19 protein-coding genes and 1 pseudogene are annotated in these 17,910 nt (G+C 71.7%); 11 read left to right on the top strand and 9 right to left on the bottom strand.

Going from position 1 to position 17,910, the window contains the following annotated elements:
- Nucleotides 1-146 precede the first annotated feature (146 nt).
- The 5 genes from fabG to IE97_RS0102360 all read left to right on the top strand — a co-directional run bounded on the left by fabG (nt 147) and on the right by IE97_RS0102360 (nt 4,894).
- Nucleotides 147-908: a 3-oxoacyl-ACP reductase FabG gene (gene fabG / locus IE97_RS0102380; RefSeq protein ID WP_030147501.1), complete on the top strand. Its 762-nt coding sequence runs from the start codon at nt 147-149 to the stop codon at nt 906-908.
- Nucleotides 909-918: 10 nt separating this feature from the next.
- The gene (locus tag IE97_RS0102375) at nt 919-1,677 is read left to right on the top strand and encodes an SDR family oxidoreductase (protein ID WP_030147500.1); all 759 of its coding nucleotides are present in this window, start codon (nt 919-921) and stop codon (nt 1,675-1,677) included.
- A 219-nt stretch (nt 1,678-1,896) separates the two neighbouring features.
- A complete protein-coding gene (locus tag IE97_RS0102370; RefSeq protein ID WP_030147499.1) occupies nt 1,897-3,477 on the top strand; it encodes an ABC transporter substrate-binding protein in 1,581 nt (526 codons plus the stop codon).
- A gap of 92 nt (nt 3,478-3,569) precedes the next feature.
- On the top strand, nt 3,570-4,253 hold the full coding sequence (locus IE97_RS0102365; RefSeq protein ID WP_030147498.1) for a uracil-DNA glycosylase: 684 nt from the start codon (nt 3,570-3,572) through the stop codon (nt 4,251-4,253).
- 128 nt (nt 4,254-4,381) lie between these two features.
- The gene (locus IE97_RS0102360; RefSeq protein ID WP_030147497.1) at nt 4,382-4,894 is read left to right on the top strand and encodes a hypothetical protein; all 513 of its coding nucleotides are present in this window, start codon (nt 4,382-4,384) and stop codon (nt 4,892-4,894) included.
- A gap of 9 nt (nt 4,895-4,903) precedes the next feature.
- On the opposite strand, the gene IE97_RS0102355 is transcribed toward IE97_RS0102360, so the two are convergent.
- The 3 genes from IE97_RS0102355 to IE97_RS0102345 form a co-directional block, all read right to left on the bottom strand.
- Nucleotides 4,904-5,407, bottom strand: a complete 504-nt coding sequence (locus IE97_RS0102355; RefSeq protein WP_030147496.1) for a hypothetical protein — start codon at nt 5,405-5,407, stop codon at nt 4,904-4,906.
- Between the two features lie 115 nt (nt 5,408-5,522).
- Complete coding sequence (locus IE97_RS0102350; protein WP_030147495.1) at nt 5,523-6,035, bottom strand: DinB family protein; 513 nt, start codon at nt 6,033-6,035, stop codon at nt 5,523-5,525.
- A 43-nt stretch (nt 6,036-6,078) separates the two neighbouring features.
- On the bottom strand, nt 6,079-6,681 hold the full coding sequence (locus IE97_RS0102345; RefSeq protein ID WP_030147494.1) for a TetR/AcrR family transcriptional regulator: 603 nt from the start codon (nt 6,679-6,681) through the stop codon (nt 6,079-6,081).
- Between IE97_RS0102345 and IE97_RS0102340 the strand changes: the two are divergent.
- Nucleotides 6,652-7,008 (top strand): annotated as a pseudogene (locus IE97_RS0102340) (FAD-dependent oxidoreductase); the annotation flags it as partial. The gene IE97_RS0102345 and the pseudogene IE97_RS0102340 sit on opposite strands and share 30 nt — an antisense overlap.
- A 13-nt stretch (nt 7,009-7,021) precedes the next feature.
- Nucleotides 7,022-7,927, top strand: coding sequence for a Gfo/Idh/MocA family protein (locus IE97_RS0102335; protein ID WP_030147492.1), 906 nt, complete (start codon nt 7,022-7,024; stop codon nt 7,925-7,927).
- Here IE97_RS0102335 and lnt read toward each other — a convergent pair.
- The 4 genes from lnt to IE97_RS0102315 all read right to left on the bottom strand — a co-directional run bounded on the left by lnt (nt 7,851) and on the right by IE97_RS0102315 (nt 11,373).
- A complete protein-coding gene (lnt, locus tag IE97_RS0102330) occupies nt 7,851-9,425 on the bottom strand; it encodes an apolipoprotein N-acyltransferase (protein ID WP_030147491.1) in 1,575 nt (524 codons plus the stop codon). The two genes, IE97_RS0102335 and lnt, sit on opposite strands and share 77 nt — an antisense overlap.
- A 152-nt stretch (nt 9,426-9,577) precedes the next feature.
- A complete protein-coding gene (locus IE97_RS39710) occupies nt 9,578-9,757 on the bottom strand; it encodes a hypothetical protein (protein ID WP_030147490.1) in 180 nt (59 codons plus the stop codon).
- A 96-nt stretch (nt 9,758-9,853) separates the two neighbouring features.
- On the bottom strand, nt 9,854-10,729 hold the full coding sequence (locus IE97_RS0102320; protein ID WP_030147489.1) for an undecaprenyl-diphosphate phosphatase: 876 nt from the start codon (nt 10,727-10,729) through the stop codon (nt 9,854-9,856).
- Nucleotides 10,730-10,902: 173 nt separating this feature from the next.
- Nucleotides 10,903-11,373 carry a winged helix-turn-helix transcriptional regulator gene (locus IE97_RS0102315; protein WP_030147488.1) on the bottom strand — a complete coding sequence of 157 codons (471 nt, stop codon included), beginning with the start codon at nt 11,371-11,373 and terminating at the stop codon, nt 10,903-10,905.
- 93 nt (nt 11,374-11,466) lie between these two features.
- On the opposite strand from IE97_RS0102315, the gene IE97_RS0102310 reads away from it, so the two are divergent.
- Entirely contained in the window at nt 11,467-12,636 is a 1,170-nt protein-coding gene (locus tag IE97_RS0102310) for a thiolase family protein (RefSeq protein ID WP_030147487.1), read from the top strand.
- A 16-nt stretch (nt 12,637-12,652) separates the two neighbouring features.
- Here the strand turns inward: IE97_RS0102310 and IE97_RS0102305 are convergent, their stop codons facing one another.
- Nucleotides 12,653-13,444 carry a TVP38/TMEM64 family protein gene (locus IE97_RS0102305; RefSeq protein WP_030147486.1) on the bottom strand — a complete coding sequence of 264 codons (792 nt, stop codon included), beginning with the start codon at nt 13,442-13,444 and terminating at the stop codon, nt 12,653-12,655.
- A 330-nt stretch (nt 13,445-13,774) separates the two neighbouring features.
- Here IE97_RS0102305 and tuf point away from each other — a divergent pair, with 330 nt between their 5' ends.
- A complete protein-coding gene (gene tuf / locus IE97_RS0102295; protein ID WP_030147484.1) occupies nt 13,775-14,944 on the top strand; it encodes an elongation factor Tu in 1,170 nt (389 codons plus the stop codon).
- A gap of 112 nt (nt 14,945-15,056) precedes the next feature.
- The gene (locus IE97_RS0102290) at nt 15,057-15,902 is read left to right on the top strand and encodes a spermidine synthase (RefSeq protein WP_030147483.1); all 846 of its coding nucleotides are present in this window, start codon (nt 15,057-15,059) and stop codon (nt 15,900-15,902) included.
- Here the strand turns inward: IE97_RS0102290 and IE97_RS0102285 are convergent.
- A complete protein-coding gene (locus IE97_RS0102285; protein WP_051704800.1) occupies nt 15,864-17,168 on the bottom strand; it encodes an MFS transporter in 1,305 nt (434 codons plus the stop codon). The genes IE97_RS0102290 and IE97_RS0102285 overlap by 39 nt on opposite strands.
- A 294-nt stretch (nt 17,169-17,462) precedes the next feature.
- Here IE97_RS0102285 and IE97_RS0102280 point away from each other — a divergent pair, with 294 nt between their 5' ends.
- A complete protein-coding gene (locus IE97_RS0102280) occupies nt 17,463-17,900 on the top strand; it encodes a DUF4442 domain-containing protein (protein WP_030147481.1) in 438 nt (145 codons plus the stop codon).
- The last annotated feature ends 10 nt before the right edge of the window (nt 17,901-17,910 follow it).

Genomic DNA, 17,910 nt, shown 5'->3' with positions numbered 1-17,910 from the left:
GCCGGGGACATGTGGGGTTCGCCGGGCATCGTGGGCCCGGGTGATGGATCACATGCCGCGCCCTGCCGTTGACACCGCGTGCCAGGGCTTCTAGCGTCACACCCACTGAAGGTACTAAGCGGTCGCTCACCTGAGGAGAAGCAGCCATGTCCACCACTGAGCAGCGGGTCGCCGTCGTCACCGGTGCCGCGCGCGGGATCGGCGCCGCCACCGCCGTACGCCTGGCCGCCGAGGGCCGTGCCGTCGCCGTGCTCGACCTCGACGAGGCGGCCTGCAAGGACACCGTCGAGAAGATCACCGCCGCCGGCGGCAAGGCCATCGCCGTCGGCTGCGACGTCTCCGACGAGGCACAGGTCGAGGCGGCCGTCGCCCGCGTCGCCGAGGAGCTCGGCGCGCCGACGATCCTGGTCAACAACGCCGGCGTGCTGCGTGACAACCTGCTGTTCAAGATGAGCGTCTCCGACTGGGACACCGTCATGAACGTGCACCTGCGCGGTGCCTTCCTGATGTCCAAGGCCTGCCAGAAGCACATGGTGGACGCGGGATTCGGCCGGATCGTCAACCTGTCCTCGTCCTCCGCGCTCGGCAACCGCGGCCAGGTCAACTACTCCGCCGCCAAGGCGGGGCTCCAGGGGTTCACCAAGACGCTGGCCAAGGAGCTCGGCAAGTTCGGCGTCACCGCCAACGCCGTCGCCCCCGGCTTCATCGCCACCGAGATGACCAAGGCCACCGCCGACCGCGTCGGCATGGGCTTCGAGGACTTCAAGGCCGCCGCCGCCACCCAGATCCCGGTCGCCCGGGTCGGCGAGCCGGACGACATCGCCAACGCCATCGCCTTCTTCACGGGCGAGGCGGCCGGGTTCGTCTCCGGCCAGGTGCTGTACGTGGCCGGCGGACCGCTCGACTAGGGGACGAGACATGACTTCCGTGGAACTCTCCGGCAAGGCCGCCCTGGTCACGGGCGCCAGCCGTGGCATCGGCTACGGCGTCGCCGAGGCGCTCGTCGCACGCGGCGACCGGGTGTGCATCACCGGCCGCAACGAGGACGCCCTCAAGGAGGCCGTCGAGCGGCTCGGCGCCGACCGCGCGATCTACGTCGCCGGCAAGGCGCACGACGAGGACCACCAGGCCGCCGCCGTCGAGCGCACGATGGAGGCCTTCGGCCGCCTCGACTTCCTGGTCAACAACGCCGGCACCAACCCGGTGTTCGGGCCGATCGCCGACCTCGACCTGGACGTCGCGCGCAAGGTCTTCGAGACCAACGTGATCTCCGCGCTCGGCTTCGCGCAGAAGACCTGGCACGCCTGGCAGAAGGACAACGGCGGCGCCATCGTCAACATCGCCTCCGTCGCGGGCATGTCGCCCTCGCCGTTCATCGGCGCGTACGGCGTCAGCAAGGCGGCGATGATCAACCTGACGGTGCAGCTCGCGCACGAGTACGCGCCCAAGGTGCGGGTCAACGCCATCGCCCCGGCCGTCGTGAAGACCAAGTTCGCCCAGGCCCTGTACGAGGGCCGGGAGGCGGAGGCCGCCGCTGCCTACCCGCTGGGCCGGCTCGGCATGCCCTCCGACATCGGCGGCGCGGCCGCGTTCCTCACCTCCGGACAGTCCGACTGGGTCACCGGCCAGACCCTCGTGGTGGACGGCGGCATCTTCCTCAACGCCGGCACGGGCTGACGTACGCGGTCCGGCACGGGCGCCCGCACGCGAGGGACGCCCGTGCCGAACCGGGGGTCCATTCAGCCGGCTCAGGGGTCCTTTCAAGGGGCCACGAAGGCGATGACAACGTCGTCAAGGATTTCGTGATCAAGGAGTCATCGCCCCGGGAGAGCCAGCCGGCGCGGCACTGCGGTATGGTCTGCCGACCCTTGGTATGGCAGATCGAGGAGCGTGCGCGTGTTCAACCGGAACCGATGCCTGCGGCGGGTGGCGGCCATCGCGTCCATATCGTCCCTTGTCACCGGGTGCGGCGTGTTGTCGTCCGACACCCCGGAGGACGAAGGGCCGATCGTCGTGGGCACCACCAGCACGCCCAGCACGCTCGATCCTGCCGCCTCCTGGGACAGCTCCTGGGAGCTGTTCCGCAACATCTACCAGACGCTCCTGAGCTATCCGACGGGCTCCAGCGAGCCGCAGCCGGACGCCGCCGAGCAGTGCGGCTTCAGCGACTCCTCGAACCAGGTGTACCGCTGCGAGCTGCGCGAGGGCCTGAAGTTCTCCAACGGGGACGCGCTCGACGCCCGGGCCGTGAAGTACTCCTTCGACCGGATCCGCAAGATCAACGTCAACGGCGGTCCCGCCGGTCTGCTGGGCAGCCTCGAGCGGGTACAGGCGCCGAACGAGCGCGAGGTGATCTTCCACCTCAACAAGCCCGACGCCACCTTCCCGTTCGTGCTCGCCACCCCCGCCATGTCGATCGTCTCCCCGGACGCCTACCCGGAGGACGCCCTGCGCAAGGACGGCGACGTCGTCGGTTCCGGGCCGTACAGGCTGGATTCCTACAACGAGGGCAAGGAAGCCGTCCTCGTCCGCAACGAGGGCTACAAGGGCTTCGCGAAGCGCCAGAACGACGCGGTCACCATCCGCTACTTCCAGGACTCCGGCGCCATGGTCAAGGCACTGCGCGACGAGCAGATCGACGTGACCTACCGCGGTCTGGCCGCCGGGGACGTCGTCGAGCTCCAGGGTTCCAGGGACGAGGAGATCCAGCTGGTCGAGGGCACCGGCACGGACATCAACTACCTGGTGTTCAACCCGAAGGACCCCTGGGCCAACCGGAAGGCCGTGCGCCAGGCCATCGCGCAGGTCGTCGACCGGGCGGCGATCGCGCACAAGGTCTACAAGGACACCGTCGACCCGCTGTACTCCATGGTCCCCAAGGGCCTCACCGGCCACACCACCGGTTTCTTCGACGACTACGGCGACCCGGACGTCGACAAGGCCCGTGAGATCCTCGCCGACGCGAACATCACCCGGCGGGTCCCGCTCACCCTCTGGTACACGAGCGACCGCTACGGCTCCGAGACCGCCGCGGAGTTCAAGGAGCTGGAGCGTCAGCTCGAGGATTCCGGACTGTTCACGATCACCCTCAAGAGCCGCCCCTGGAAGACGTACGTCAAGGGCTACCAGAATGGTGAGTACCCGGTGTTCGGGCGTGGCTGGTTCCCCGACTTCCCGGACGCCGAGAACTTCATCGCGCCGTTCGTCGGCGAGCAGAACGCCCTCGGCACGCCCTACCCGGCGCCCGAGATCACCGGCGATCTGCTGCCCCGGTCGCGCCGTGAGAGCGATCGCGCGAACGTGGTGAAGGAGTTCGAGGAGGCCCAGCAGATCCTCGTCGACGACGCACGGCTGCTGCCGCTGTGGCAGGGCAGGCAGTACGTCGCGGCGAGCCGGGACGTCTCGGGCGCGGAGCGGGCCCTGGACCCGTCGACGATCATGATGCTGTGGGAGCTGCACCGCAAGACCGCCTGGTAGCGGGCGGCCTCCGGGCTCTCGAGGGCATGTTGTCAGTGGTCGCCGGTAGGTTCTGAGGCCTGCAAGTGACCACACATCGTGAGGACGTTGACGTGACCGACATCGCCATGCTGCCCGAGTCCTGGCGCGGGGTTCTGGGTGACGAGCTGCAGCAGCCCTATTTCAAGGAGCTGACGGAGTTCGTCGAGGAGGAGCGGGCGAAGGGCCCCGTCCACCCGCCGCGCGAGGAGGTCTTCGCCGCGCTGGACGCCACGCCGTACGAGAAGGTGAAGGTCCTGATCCTCGGTCAGGACCCGTACCACGGCGAGGGGCAGGGGCACGGGCTGTGCTTCTCGGTCCGGCCCGGTGTGCGGATCCCGCCGTCCCTGCGGAACATCTACAAGGAGATGCACGAGGAGCTGGGCACTCCGATCCCGGACAACGGCTATCTGATGCCCTGGGCCCAGCAGGGCGTGCTGCTGCTCAACGCGGTGCTCACGGTCCGCGGCGGCGAGGCCAACTCACACAAGGGCCGGGGCTGGGAGAAGTTCACCGACGCCGTGATCCGGGCCGTGGCCGAGCGGCCCGACCCGGCCGTGTTCGTGCTGTGGGGCAACTACGCGCAGAAGAAGCTCCCTCTGATCGACGCCTCGCGGCATGCGGTGGTCAAGGGCGCGCACCCCTCGCCCCTGTCGGCGAGGAAGTTCTTCGGCTCCCGGCCGTTCACGCAGATCAACGCGGCGGTGGCGGCCCAGGGGCATGAGCCGGTCGACTGGACGATTCCGAACCTCGGCTGAGGGCTGACGGCTCATGGCCGACGGTCGAATGCCACGTGGCCGGTGAGGTACGGAGCGGCATGAGCCGGATCCTCCCGTTCTGCGGTTAGCGTCGGGAGGAGACAGCCGGCGAACGTGCGGAGGGCGTGGTGGCGGAGCGGCAGGGGCAGGCGGCGGCGGATGCCGTGCTGACGCGGATCGGGCAAGTCGTGATCCTGCACCACGCGGGCGATCGTGAGGAGGCCCGACGGCGCCTGCTGGAACTGTGGGCGGAGATCGGGGAGCACGGTGCCCCGCTGTACCGCTGCACGCTCGCTCACTACCTGGCCGACACGCAGGACGACCCCGCGGACGAACTGGCCTGGGATCTGCGCGCGTTGACGGCGGCCGAGGAGATCGGCGAGAGCGGTCCCGCGGCGCGGGAAGGCGCGCTCGCGGTCCGCGCGTTCTACCCCTCCCTGCACCTGAGCCTGGCCGCCGACTACGCCGGGCTCGGTGAAGGCGACGCCGCCCGCACCCACCTGAGCAGGGCCAGGAAGGCTGCGGCCGGCCTCGCCGACGACCGCTACGGGCAGGGCGTGCGGGCCGCCATCCGGCGGTTGGAGAGCCGGCTGGGAGAAGACGGCGACGGGACGTGGAGGCCGCCGCGGCAGCGGCCCTGACGCGGCGGGTCAACGCCCGTAGGTGTCGCGGCAGATGGTCGCCTGCGGACTGTCCGCCGGCCACCCTCCGTACCGCCTGCCCAGGGCACAGACATCCGTGTGGTCCGGAACGCGTTTCTGGACGTCCTGCCGTACCCGGCCCGCGACGTCCGGGGCGTCGACATGCGGCCGGTGCGTGCCCCGCGGGCGCGGCTCCGGCCGCACGGGGTGCGGGTGCTGGTCGCGGCGGCCGGACGGCACCGCCCGCTTCGGCGGGGCCGCCGCGGGGGCGGGCGGCCGGGACTCGGACGCGGCCGGCTCCGGGCGGCGGGACGTCTCGATCCGTGCGAGGGCCTCCCGGGCCGGTGCCGGCACGGCCTGTGTCTCCGCCTGCCCCGCCGGGTGCGGCGCCGACGGGCGGGGCGGTGCCACCGGCGGACCGGGAGCGGAGGAACGCTGGACCGTCATGCAGCCGGACAGGGCCGAGACAGCCACGGTCACCAGGAGCGTCGCGGTGGTCGTCGTTCGATGCACCCGGGCAACTCTGCTGTGTCCGGGCGGGACTGGGGAAGCGGACAGGAGGAGGATGCCCCGCACGGGTGATCTCCCGCCCCGTACGGAGGCCGTCGGCGTGGCGCGGGTGACGTCGTCAGTCGCCGGTCGCGCCGTCGATGCGCTCGCGGATCAGATCGGCGTGACCGTTGTGCCGCGCGTACTCCTCGATCATGTGGGTGTAGATCCACCGCAGGTTGAACCGCTCGCCGGTGCGCCGGTGCTTGCCCTCGGAGACGTCGTCCAGACCGAAGCGGGCCGCGTTGCGGCGGGCGGTCTCGATCTCGGTCTGCCAGGCGGCGTGTGCTTCCTGGTAGGTGTCCGTCCCGGTCAGACGGAAATCGCCGTCCGGATCCTCGTCGCTCCAGTAGAGCGGCGCCACGTCCTCGTCCGTCAGCACCCTTCGGAACCAGTTGCGCTCGACGTCCGCCATGTGCCGCACCAGCCCCATCAGGGACAGCGGGGAGGGCTCCGCCGAGGCGGACCTGAGCTGCTCGTCGCCGAGGCCCTCGCACTTCCAGGCGAGGGTCTGCCGGTGGAACTCCAACCAGCCCTCCAGCATGGTGCGTTCGTCGGCGGTTGTGGCAGGGATGCGGCGTTCGTTCGTCATGCACGCATCCTGTCGGGGCTGCTCCCTCCCGCACCACCTGTTTTCAGCCCGGAAGCATCCCGCCGAGCAGCTCCCGCAGCCCGGCCCGCACCTCCTCCAGGCTCGGCACCTCGGCACCGAACGAGCCCGCCACGCAGCTGAACATCAGCCCGTCCGCCCAGGCGATCAGCGACAGCGTGTGCCGGGCCGGGTCCGTGGAGCCCATCCCGGCGACCAGAGCGGCGAGCTGCTCCCGGAAGCGGGCGCCCGTCGCGTCGAAGTAGGCCCGCAGCTCGGGGCGGCGCGTCGCCTCCAGTGCCAGTTCGTAGCGGGCGAGCGAGAGGGCGCGGTCGCCCGTCAGCGCGCGGTGGGTCGCCAGGGCCAGGGCGTCGGCGAGGGAGTCGGCCCCGGCCCCGGGGTCCGGCATCTCGTGCAGCGCCAGCACCCGTGCCTCACGGTCGGCCAGGCGCCGCACCGCCAGTTCCAGCAGGGCCTGCCGGGTCCGCGCGAGGTTCGACGTGGAGCCCTGGGGGAGCCCGGCCGCCGTGTCGACCGCCCGGTGCGTGAGACCGCGCATCCCGCGCTCGGCGAGCAGGGCGAGGGTGGTGTCGGCGACGAGGTCGGAGCGAGCGGGGCCAGGGTCGCCCTGGTCGGCGACGCCGCGCACGCCATGCCCCCGACCCTCGGCCAGGGCGGCAACCAGGCCATCGAGGACGCGATCGTCCTGGCACACCACTGCGACGACCTGCCCGCCTACAGCGCCGCCAGGCTGCCCCGTGCGACCGCCATCGCACGCCAGGCCGTGCGGGTCGCCCGCCTCAACCTCATGACCAGCCGCACAGGCATCGCCGTACGCAACACCGTCATCGCGGCACTGTCCCAGGCCGGACCCGCCCTGTTCCTGCGCGGCTTCGACGGCATCGCCGACTGGCGGCCTCCCGGGCCGTACGCCCCGCCGTATGCTTCCGGGCAGACCCCGGCAGGAAACCGATAGAGGAGAACGCCCCGTGAAGGTCGGCTGCATCGGACTCGGCGACATCGCGCAGAAGGCCTACCTCCCGGTCCTCGCCTTCCAGCCCGGGGTGGAGCTGCACCTGCAGACCCGCACGCCGGCCACGCTCGCCCGGGTCTCCGACGGCCTGCACCTGCCGCGGGAGCGTCGGCACACCACGCTCGACTCCCTGCTCGCGGCGGACCTCGACGCCGCCTTCGTGCACGCGCCCACGATCACGCACCCGGAGATCGTGACGCGGCTGCTGGAAGCGGGTGTACCGACGTACGTCGACAAGCCGCTCGCCTACGCACTCGACGACTCCGCGCGGCTGGTGGGGCTCGCCGAGGAGCGGGACGTGAGCCTCGCGGTCGGCTTCAACCGGCGGCACGCCCCCGGCTACACGCAGTGCGCCGACCATCCGCGCGAGCTGATCCTGATGCAGAAGAACCGCATCGGGCTGCCGGAGGAGCCGCGCACGATGATCCTCGACGACTTCATCCACGTCGTCGACACCCTGCGGTTCCTGGCGCCCGGCCCGGTCGACGACGTGACCGTGCACGCCCGCGTCCGGGACGGCCTGCTGCACCACCTGGTGCTCCAGCTCGCCGGGGACGGTTTCACCGCGCTGGGCGTGATGAACCGGCTCAGCGGTTCGGCCGAGGAGATCCTGGAGGTGTCCGGACAGGACACCAAACGGCAGGTGATCAATCTCGCCGAGGTCGTCGACCACAAGGGTCAGCCGACCGTGCGGCGCCGCGGGGACTGGGTGCCGGTGGCCCGGCAGCGCGGTATCGAACAGGCGGTGCTGGCCTTCCTGGACGCGGTGCGGGCCGGCCGGGTGCTCAGCGCCCGGGACGCGCTGGAGACCCATGAACTGTGCGAGCGGGTGGTGTACGCGGTTCAGGAGCGGACCGCCTGAACCGCAGGGTCCGTCCGCCCTCGCCGGCGGCCCAGGCGGCCAGGATCAGCAGCGCCGCGTGCACCGTCCAGTCGCCGAGGCGGACATACGGCGTCGTGCCGTGTGCGAGGGGGATCTCGTAGATCCGCGTGGCGGACGCGTCCGTACCGAGCCACGATCCGACGCGCTGCCCGCTCGGGCCGTAGACGGCCGAGACACCCGTGAGTGTCGAGTGCACCATCGGCCGGCCGGTCTCGGCGGCGCGCAGGGCGGCCAGGGAAGCGTGCTGCCCGGGGGCCCAGCTGTGCTGGAACGTGGACGTCGACGACTGGCCGACCAGCACGTCGACGCCCTCCTTGGTGAGGTGGCGGGTCATGTCGGGGAAGGCGGTCTCGAAGCACACCATCGGGCCGATGCGCAGACCGTCTCCCACATTCATCACGACCGGCTGTGAGCCGCGCCTGCGGTCCTCCCCGGCCGCCTTGCCGACGGAGGTGGCCCAGCCGAGCAGGGAGCGGGCCGGGACGTACTCGCCGAACGGGACGAGCCGCATCTTGTCGTAACGCTGGCCGGTCAGGCCGTCCGGGCCGGCCAGGACCGAGCTCTTGTAGATGCCGGGCTTGTCGGAGCGCCGGGCGTCCACGTTGACCAGGATGTCGGTGCCCGTCGCACGGGACAGGTCCGCGAGCCGCCGGGCGAGATCGGGTCGGTCGCCGAGGTCGAACCCGACACTGCTCTCGCCCCAGACGACCAGGTCGACGTCCTGGCCGGCGAGGCGGCGGGTGAGCTGTTCCTCGCGCGCGAACCGGCGATCCGCGCTGTCCGGGCCGCTGATGACGCCCGGCTGGACGACGGCGATCCTGATGTGGCCGTCGACGGCCGGGCGTGGCGAGAAGGCCCACGCGGCGGAGGTGACGGCGGCGGTGGCCACGAGACCGGCCACCGCGGGCACGCGGGACTGCCGGACCGCCACGAGCACGGTGACCGCGACGTTGACGACGACGACCAGGAAACTGAGCAGCCACACCCCGCCGACCGAGGCCAGCCGCAGTGTCGGTCCGACCTGCCACTGACTGGAGCCGAGCATGCCCCACGGCCCGCCGAGGCCCTGCCAGGAGCGGATCAGCTCGACGCCCAGCCAGCCCGACGGCACCACCAGCAGCGCCGCCGCGACCCTGGTCCAGGGCGGGATGCCGGTGAGCAGGCGTCGCACCAGCCAGCCCCACGGCGCCCACAGCACGCCGAGCAGGGCGGCGAGGACGAACGTGAACACGTGCAGGCTCGGCAGCAGCCAGTGGTGCATCGCCAGCATGAAGCCGAAGCCGCCGCACCAGCCGTCGTACACCGCCCGCTTTCCGGTCGGCGCGGTGCGCAGCAGCAGGAGCCAGGGGACCAGGGCGACGTAGGCGCACCACCACAGGGACGGGGCGGGAAAGGCCAGGACGGGCAGGGCGCCCGCGACCGCCGCGGCGGCCGAGCGCTGCCAGGGGGAGGCGAGCCAGTGGCCGAGCGTCTTCATAGGCGCCTCCTACCCCGCGGGTGCCTCCAGTGTGCGCCCTGCCGACGATCTAGGACAGAGGAAGCCGGGCCGGTCGACCACAGGCCCCGACATGCAGGGGCGAGACGAGGTGCTTGCGCGGCAGGGCGCCCGGGGAACGGGGGCAGAAGTGGTCAGGCTGCCTTGACGACGCCGCCGCGGATCGCGATCGCCCACTCGACGACCAGCAGCTCGTACTCCGCGCGCTCCTCGGCCGACAGGGTGCCGCCCGTGCGCCGCCACAGGGCACGGATCTCCTCGTTGACCTCGGCGGCGGACCGCACGGAACCAGGGGTCACGGAATCGGGGGACATGCGGACAAGCCTAGGGGCAGCCACTGACAGCCCGCTACCGGACGGCTACCCGATCGATATGCGGTTGGTCACGAGAGCCGGATCACACAGGCCGCGTCAGTGCGCGGACTCACCGGCGTGCGGGCTCAGCACCCCCATGCCGACCAGGACGATGATGACGATGCCCAGCGCGATGCGGTAGTAGACGAACGGCATGAAGCTCTTGGTCGAGATGAACTTCATGAACCATGCGATCACCGCATACCCGACTCCGAAGGCGATGACCGTGGCGAAGATCGTCGGGCCCCAGGACACGTGACCGCCCTCGGTCGCGTCCTTCAGCTCGAACAGGCCCGAGGCCAGCACCGCGGGGATGGCGAGCAGGAAGGAGTAGCGGGCCGCGGCCTCGCGCTTGTAGCCCATGAACAGGCCGCCGCTGATGGTGGCGCCGGAGCGGGAGACTCCCGGGACGAGTGCCATGGCCTGGCAGACGCCGTAGATCAGGCCGTCCCGGACGCCCAGATCCTCCAGGGCCTTGCGCTGCTTGGGCGCGCGGTGCCGGCCGCCGTTCTCGTCCCGCGCCGCGAGCCGGTCGGCCACGCCGAGGACGATACCCATGCCGATCAGCATCGTCGCGGTGATCCGCAGGTCGCGGAAGGGTCCCTCGATCTGGTCCTTGAGTGTCACGCCGAGCACACCGATCGGGATCGAGCCGACGATGACGAGCCAGCCCATCCGCGCGTCGGGGTCACCGCGCAGCGCTTTGTCGGTGAGCGAACGCGTCCACGTCGAGATGATCCGCCCGATGTCCTTGCGGAAGTAGATCAGCACAGCGGCCTCGGTGCCGATCTGCGTGATCGCCGTGAAGGCCGCGCCGGGGTCCTCCCAGCCCGAGAAGGCCGCGGTCAGTCGCAGGTGCGCGCTGGAGGAGACGGGGAGGAACTCGGTCAGCCCCTGGACGAGTCCGAGGATGAGTGATTCGAACCAAGACATGAGGTAGCGGAGTCCAAGTGCCGATCGTGGAATGGACGACGTGCAGACCGGGCCGCCGCTTGGGACGACCGGGTGATCAGGTGTGCCGAGGGGGAAGCGTAGCGCCCCCGGGTGGCCGCTCGGACACAGGGGTTTGCAAGCCGCACCGGCGCCCGGCGCCCGGCGGATCCGGATCAGGCCGCGGTCGGTCCGGTCACCGTCCAGCCGGGCGTCTGGGGGCGGGCCGCGAGGTCTTCGTGGCGCACCTCGTCGCCGCAGGCGCGGCAGGTGACGACCGGGGCGAGCGCCTGACCGCAGGAGTGTTCGAGGACCATCGGGCGGTCGCCGTCCGTCCGCAGATGACGGTCGCCCCACGCCATCAGGGTCATCAGCACCGGCTCCAGTTCCAGTCCGGCCCGGGTGGGCCGGTACTCGAAACGCTGCGGGCGCTCGCTGTAGGGCTGCTTGACGAGGATCCCGGCGTCGACGAGCCGGCGCAGCCGCGTGGCGAGGATGTCGCGCGGGGCGCCGATGTTGCGCACCAGCCGGTCGAAACGGCCGTTGCCCAGGCACACCTCCCGCAGCACGAGCAGGGAGTACTTCTCGCCGACGAGCGCCAGGGTGTCGGCGATGGAGCAGGGGCGCGGGTCCTTCGGAGCGGCCATGGCGCTCAGTCTAGGAGAGGGTTGGATTTTCCAACCTACCGGGCTACGGTGAGTTTGGATTTCCTACTCACTGGTAGCCGTGGAGGCCCGCTCATGCGTGACGCAGTGATCGTCGAAGCCGTACGCACACCCATCGGGAAGGGCAAGCCGAACGGCGCCCTCGCGCACGTCCACCCCGTGGAGCTCCTCGCCCACACCCTGCGCGCCCTCGTCGAGCGCTCCGGCGTCGACCCGGCGCTGATCGACGACGTCATCGGCGGCACCGTCGACCAGGTCGGCGAGCAGGCCATGAACACCACCCGCTACGCCGTGCTGTCCGCGGGCCTCCCGGAGTTGGTGCCCGCGACCACCGTGGACCGGCAGTGCGGCTCCTCGCAGCAGGCCGTGCACTTCGCGGCCCAGGGCGTCATCGCGGGCGCCTACGACCTCGTCGTGGCGTGCGGAGTCGAGTCGATGAGCCGGGTGCCGATGTGGTCGAACGTGCCGGAAGGCAAGGATCCCTTCGGGCCCGGGGTCGCCGAGCGCTACCCGGAGGGGCTCGTCCCGCAGGGCATCAGCGCCGAGCTGATCGCCGCCAAGTGGTCGATCGGCCGCGAGCAGATGGACGCCTTCGCCGTCTCCTCGCACCAGAAGGCCGCCGCCGCCTGGGCGGGCGGGCTGTTCGACGCCGAGGTCGCGCCGCTGGAGGGTGTCACGCGGGACGAGTGCGTACGGCCGGGCAGCAGCACCGAAACCCTCGCCGGGCTCAAGCCCGCCTACCACGACCCCGGCTTCGCCGAGCGGTTCCCGCAGATCGAGTGGAACGTCACGGCCGGCAACGCCAGCCCGATCAATGACGGCGCCTCGGCGGTGCTCATCACGTCGAGCGAGACGGCGGCCCGGCTCGGGCTGCGTCCGCTCGCCCGGCTGCACAGCTTCGCCGTCACCGGGTCCGACCCGCTGTTGATGCTCACGGGCGTGATCCCGGCGACCGAGAAGGTGCTGCGCAGGGCGTCGCTGGCCCTCGGTGACATCGACCTCTTCGAGGTCAACGAGGCCTTCGCCAGTGTCGTCCTGGCGTGGCAGCAGGAGACCGGCGCCGACCTCGCCCGGGTCAACGTGCACGGCGGCGCCATCGCGCTCGGCCACCCCCTCGGCGCGAGCGGCACCCGTCTGACGACGACGCTGGTGCACGCCATGCGGGAACGAGGCGCGCGCTACGCGCTGCAGACGATGTGCGAGGCCGGCGGGCTCGCCAACGCCATGGTGCTCGAGAGGGTGTGAGCGGTGTAACGGTTCGTCAGAGCTGGCGCAGGCGGTGCCGCTTGCGCCAGGCCACCACCACGCCCGCCAATGCCGGCAGGGCGATACAGGCCAGGGCGATCAGGAAGGCGGGGGACGTCGGCGTCGAGGCGCGGGCGCCGGCGACCGCGTAGGCGGCGGTGTTCGGGATCGAGCCGAGGCCCGTCGCCAGCAGGAACGGCAGCAGGCCCATGCGGGAGAAGGCGGCACAGTAGTTCGCGGCCCAGAACGGCACACCGGGGAACAGCCGCACCGCCAGCATCGAGCGGAACCCGTGCCGGCTGAGCTGGCCGTCCACGGCCTTCAGCCATCGCCCGCGCAGGAGCGGCCGCAGGGCGTCCTGGCCCAGCGCCCGGCCGAGGCAGAAGGCGATTCCCGCGCCGAGCACCGTGCCCGCCAGGGCCACACCGAGCCCGAGCTGCGAACCGAACAGCGCGCCCGCGGCGAGGTTCAGCAGCGGCCTCGGCACGAACGCCACGGTGCACAGGCCGTACGCCGCCGTGAACACCACCGCCGCCGCGGCTCCGCCCAGCTGCGGAGGCCAGCCCTGCGTCAGCAGCCGCTGGGGCTCGAACAGCAGCACCGTGCACGCGCCCGCGGCGAGCAGGGCGATGAGCAGGGACAGCCGCGACCAGGGGGAGAACAGAACTCTGGTGCAGCGGGCGGCGAAACCGGTGGGTGTGGCGGGCGAGGCGGTCGTGGCCGGGGGAACGGCTACGGCGAGCTCCGCGGCGGTGGCCCGGGGAGAGGCCGTGGCGGTGCCCCCAGAGCGGGTGGTGGCATCGAGCATCCGGTGACACTAACCGACAAATGTGTGTGATCGCCGTATGGTTCGTCTCACCAGCGTCACAGGCCGCCGTGCGCAGCCGCGCGTCCGGGCAGCCGAAAACCATTCGACGTGCGGTAAAGCGTCGGCAATGATCGACCTCATGTTCCGGCACGCCTTCGCCCTCGCAGCATCCGTGGTCACGGATGCCCCGAAGGCTGCCGTCGATGTCACCGCCTTCGCCGACGGCGCCCGAAGCTGACCCTCTCCGGTTCGTCCGGCGGACCCCGCAAGGGGAGGGTCGGGCAGGTCCTCGGGGTCCCACTTCATGACTAGACGCTTCGAGGTACAGCCATGTCCAAGACGGCCTACGTCCGTACGAAACCGCATCTCAACATCGGCACCATGGGTCATGTCGACCACGGCAAGACCACCCTGACGGCTGCCATCACCAAGGTCCTCGCCGATCGCGGCACCGGCGCGTTCGTGCCGTTCGACCGGATCGACCGGGCGCCCGAGGAGGCGGCGCGCGGCATCACCATCAACATCGCGCACGTCGAGTACGAGACCGACACACGGCACTACGCGCACGTCGACATGCCGGGCCACGCCGACTACGTCAAGAACATGGTCACCGGTGCCGCGCAGCTCGACGGAGCGATCCTCGTCGTCTCCGCGCTCGACGGGATCATGCCGCAGACGGCGGAACACGTGCTGCTCGCCCGGCAGGTGGGCGTCGACCACATCGTCGTCGCCCTCAACAAGGCCGACGCGGGGGACGAGGAGCTGACCGACCTGGTCGAGCTGGAGGTCCGCGACCTGCTCACCGCGCACGGCTACGGCGGCGACTCCGTACCCGTCGTACGCGTCTCGGGCCTGAAGGCGCTGGAGGGGGACCCGCGCTGGACGGCGTCGATCGAGGCGCTGCTCGACGCCGTGGACACGTATGTGCCGATGCCGGAGCGGTATCTGGACGCGCCGTTCCTGCTGTCCGTCGAGAACGTGCTCACCATCACCGGGCGGGGGACCGTGGTGACCGGGGCGGTGGAGCGGGGCGTGGTGCGGGTCGGGGACCGGGTCGAGGTGCTCGGGGCCGCTGTCGACACCGTGGTGACCGGGCTGGAGACCTTCGGGAAGCCGATGGAGGAGGCGCAGGCCGGGGACAACGTGGCGCTGCTGTTGCGGGGGGTGCCGCGGGATGCCGTACGGCGGGGGCATGTGGTGGCCGCGCCGGGGAGTGTGAAGCCGCGGCGGCGGTTCTCCGCCCAGGTCTATGTGTTGTCGGCTCGGGAGGGCGGGCGCACGACGCCTGTCTCGACCGGGTACCGGCCGCAGTTCTACATCCGTACGGCGGATGTGGTGGGGGTCGTCGACCTCGGTGAGGTGGCGGTGGCCCGGCCCGGTGACACGGTTGCCATGACTGTGGAGCTGGGGCGGGAGGTGCCGTTGGAGCCGGGGCTCGGGTTCGCCATCCGTGAAGGGGGCAGGACCGTGGGGGCCGGGACCGTGACCGTGGTGGGTTGAGACGCTGGGGGCCGCGGGGCCGTTGCAGCTGGTCGCGCCGACGCGGCGGAGCCGCACATCAGCGCAGCCCCGCGCCCCTGAGGGGGCGTTGTCACGCAGGCACAATGAAGGGGTGAACGAGTCTGTACCCGTCGCCCGGTCCGTCGACCACGGGTTTGCGAAGCTCATGCCCGACATCGACCGGGCCCGGGCCTGGTTGCTGACCGTCGACGGGGCGCCGCAGTCGTACGTCGATCTGGATGATCCGACGCATCTGGAGTTCGAGTACGCGCGGCGGCTCGGGCATGCGCTGGACGTCGTGGCGGAGCCGGGGGCCGCGCTCGACGTGCTGCATCTCGGTGGGGGCGCTCTGACCTTGCCCCGGTATGTCGCCGTGACCCGGCCGGGATCACGGCAGGACGTCGTCGAGGCCGACCGGGGGCTGCTGGAGCTGGTGGCCGAGCATCTGCCGCTGCCGGAGGCTGCCCGAGTCGAGCTGCACGCGGCGGATGCCCGGGAGTGGCTGGAAAGCGGCCCCTCGGACTCGGCCGACGTGGTCGTCGCCGACGTGTTCGGGGGCTCACGGGTGCCGGCGCACCTGACATCGGTCGCGTACGTCCGTGCGGCCGCGCGTGTGCTGCGGGACGGCGGGGTCTATCTCGCCAATCTGCCCGACGCCGCGCCCTTCGCCTTCCTCCGGTCCCAACTGGCCACCCTGGGCACGGTGTTCGAGGAGCTCGTCCTGATCGCCGAGCCTGGGGTGCTGCGGGGGCGGCGGTTCGGGAACGCGGTGCTGGTCGCCGGGCACCGGCCGGTCGACGTCGCCACCCTGACCCGGTTCACCGCCGCGGACGCCTTTCCCGCGCGGGTGGAACACGGCGCCGCACTGCGGGAGTTCATCGGTGGCGCGAGGGCGGTGCGGGACGAGGACGCCGTGCCGTCACCCGAGCCCCCCGACGGGGCGTTCGGTATCGGCTGAGTCGTTCCCGGTGGCCCCGCCGCGTGTGACGTGCGTGGTCCTGCGGCGCAGGCCGCGTACGTCCGGTACGCACAGCGCCGCCGCCGTGACCAGGACGACCAGGCCTGCGCAGCCCCAGAGGGCCGCCGACCGGCCGAAGGCCTCCTCGGCCGGGCCGGCGGCTGCCGTGGCGAGCGGCACCAGTGCGACGGAGCCGAACCAGTCGTACGCGGAGACGCGGGAGAGCTTGTCCTCCGGGATCTCCTGGTGCAGGGCCGTCATCCAGGACACACCGAACACCTCCACGGTGGCGCCGGCGACGAACATCACCACGTACAGCACGCCGACCGGCACCGGGACGGCCAGTGCGGCCGAGGGCAGGGCCAGGGGGAACACGCAGAGGGTGCCGGCGAAGAGCAGGCGGCGGGGCTTCCAGCGGGTCATCAGTACGGCCCCGGCGACCGTGCCCGCCCCGAACGCGCCCAGGGCCAGGCCCCAGGGGCCCGCGCCGCCGAGGTGGTCGCGGGCGACGAGCGGGCCGTAGACCGCGTCGGCGGCGGCGACCACCGCGTTGGCGATGGAGAACTGGACGACGATGGCCCACAGCCAGGGCCGGCCGGAGAACTCCCGCCAGCCGTCGCGCAGATCGGCGAGCAGACCGCCGCCCGGGGCGCGCGGCGGGATGTGGCCGACGTCGAGGAAGGCCCGCAGTACCCCGGCGACGGCGAAGGCCGCCGCGTCCGCCGCGAGCACCCAGCCGGGACCGATCGCGGCGACCATGGCACCGCCGAGCGCGGCACCGCCCAGAGCCGCGCCCTGCATCGCCATCCGGAACACCGCGAACGCGCGGCCGGCCTGCTCGCCCTCGACCGACGACATCAGCATGCCCTCGGCGGCGGGGCCGAAGAAGGCCTGACCGGTGCCGCCGAGGGCGGCGAGCAGCATCATCTGCCACAGGCGGGGGTCGCCGGTCAGCACGAGGGCGGCGAAGACGGCCTGCGAAAGGCAGTTCAGGGCGTTGGCGGCGACCATCACGTGGTGCCGGGGCAGCCGGTCCGCGACGGCGCCGCCGATCAGCAGGAACAGCACCAGCGGGAGCGTTCGCGCCATCGCGACCAGGCCGACGTCACCGCCGTCACCGCCCGTTTCGAGTACGGCGAACGCGGCCGCGACCAGGGCGCCCTGGCTGCCCAGACCGGTGACGACCGCGGCCGCGGTCAGCAGGGAGTAGTTGCGGCCCGCCCAGGCGGGTCGGCCGGGGATTCGGGAGGAAGTGGGGGTCGTCACCGGGTGACTATCGCCGGGGGCGGGCCGACTTGCCAAACGGATTCGTGACGGCCTGGCCTGTCACGCCCGGTGGGCGCCTCCTCGGTGACGCGCAGTGCTCAGGAGCTTCTGGACGGTCGCGTCGGGCGTTCGTGCTTGCCCCCTTGGCGCCGTACGGGTTCCAGGTGGAAAGACGCAGCAACCCGGGAACGGGGCGGCGCGGACGGATGCGGCGAGGGCGGTGCGGCGGTCGTCACACAGGCCTGGCCAGCCGCGCCTACTCGTGAGTAACCTTCGGTCATGAGCGCAGACCAGATGTCCATCGGCGAGATGCTCGCCGCCACGGTGCCCATGGCCAGGACCCTCAACCTCGAGTTCCTCGAGACCTCGCCGGAGCGGGCCGTGGTGTCCCTGCCGGACCAGAGCGAGTACCACAACCACGTGGGCGGGCCGCACGCCGGTGCGATGTTCACGCTCGGGGAGTCCGCGAGCGGGGCGATCGTGCTGGCGGCGTTCGGGGACCAGCTCTCGCGGGCCGTGCCGCTCGCCGTCAGCGCCGAGATCGCCTACAAGAAACTGGCGATGGGCCCGGTCACCGCCACCGCCACGCTCGGCCGTCCGGCCGCCGAGGTCGTCGCGGAACTCGACGCCGGGGAGCGGCCCGAGTTCCCGGTGGCCATCGCCATCCAGCGGGCCGATGGCGCCGTGACCGGCGAGATGACCGTGGTGTGGACGCTGCGTCCCAACGGCTGACCGGGCCGTC

Origin of the sequence: Streptomyces sp. NRRL S-455 (assembly GCF_000717875.1) — a bacterium.
Taxonomy (GTDB): domain Bacteria; phylum Actinomycetota; class Actinomycetes; order Streptomycetales; family Streptomycetaceae; genus Streptomyces.
This window is presented reverse-complemented; position numbering and strand designations above follow the sequence as displayed.

Coding starts and splice junctions, on each gene's coding strand:
- fabG (WP_030147501.1), top strand. CDS start 147: ATGTCCACCACTGAGCAGCGGGTCGCCGTCGTCACCGGTGCCGCGCGC.
- IE97_RS0102375 (WP_030147500.1), top strand. CDS start 919: ATGACTTCCGTGGAACTCTCCGGCAAGGCCGCCCTGGTCACGGGCGCC.
- IE97_RS0102350 (WP_030147495.1), bottom strand. CDS start 6,035: ATGACGAACGAACGCCGCATCCCTGCCACAACCGCCGACGAACGCACC.
- lnt (WP_030147491.1), bottom strand. CDS start 9,425: ATGAAGACGCTCGGCCACTGGCTCGCCTCCCCCTGGCAGCGCTCGGCC.
- IE97_RS39710 (WP_030147490.1), bottom strand. CDS start 9,757: ATGTCCCCCGATTCCGTGACCCCTGGTTCCGTGCGGTCCGCCGCCGAG.
- IE97_RS0102320 (WP_030147489.1), bottom strand. CDS start 10,729: ATGTCTTGGTTCGAATCACTCATCCTCGGACTCGTCCAGGGGCTGACC.
- IE97_RS0102315 (WP_030147488.1), bottom strand. CDS start 11,373: ATGGCCGCTCCGAAGGACCCGCGCCCCTGCTCCATCGCCGACACCCTG.
- IE97_RS0102310 (WP_030147487.1), top strand. CDS start 11,467: ATGCGTGACGCAGTGATCGTCGAAGCCGTACGCACACCCATCGGGAAG.
- IE97_RS0102305 (WP_030147486.1), bottom strand. CDS start 13,444: ATGCTCGATGCCACCACCCGCTCTGGGGGCACCGCCACGGCCTCTCCC.
- tuf (WP_030147484.1), top strand. CDS start 13,775: ATGTCCAAGACGGCCTACGTCCGTACGAAACCGCATCTCAACATCGGC.
- IE97_RS0102280 (WP_030147481.1), top strand. CDS start 17,463: ATGTCCATCGGCGAGATGCTCGCCGCCACGGTGCCCATGGCCAGGACC.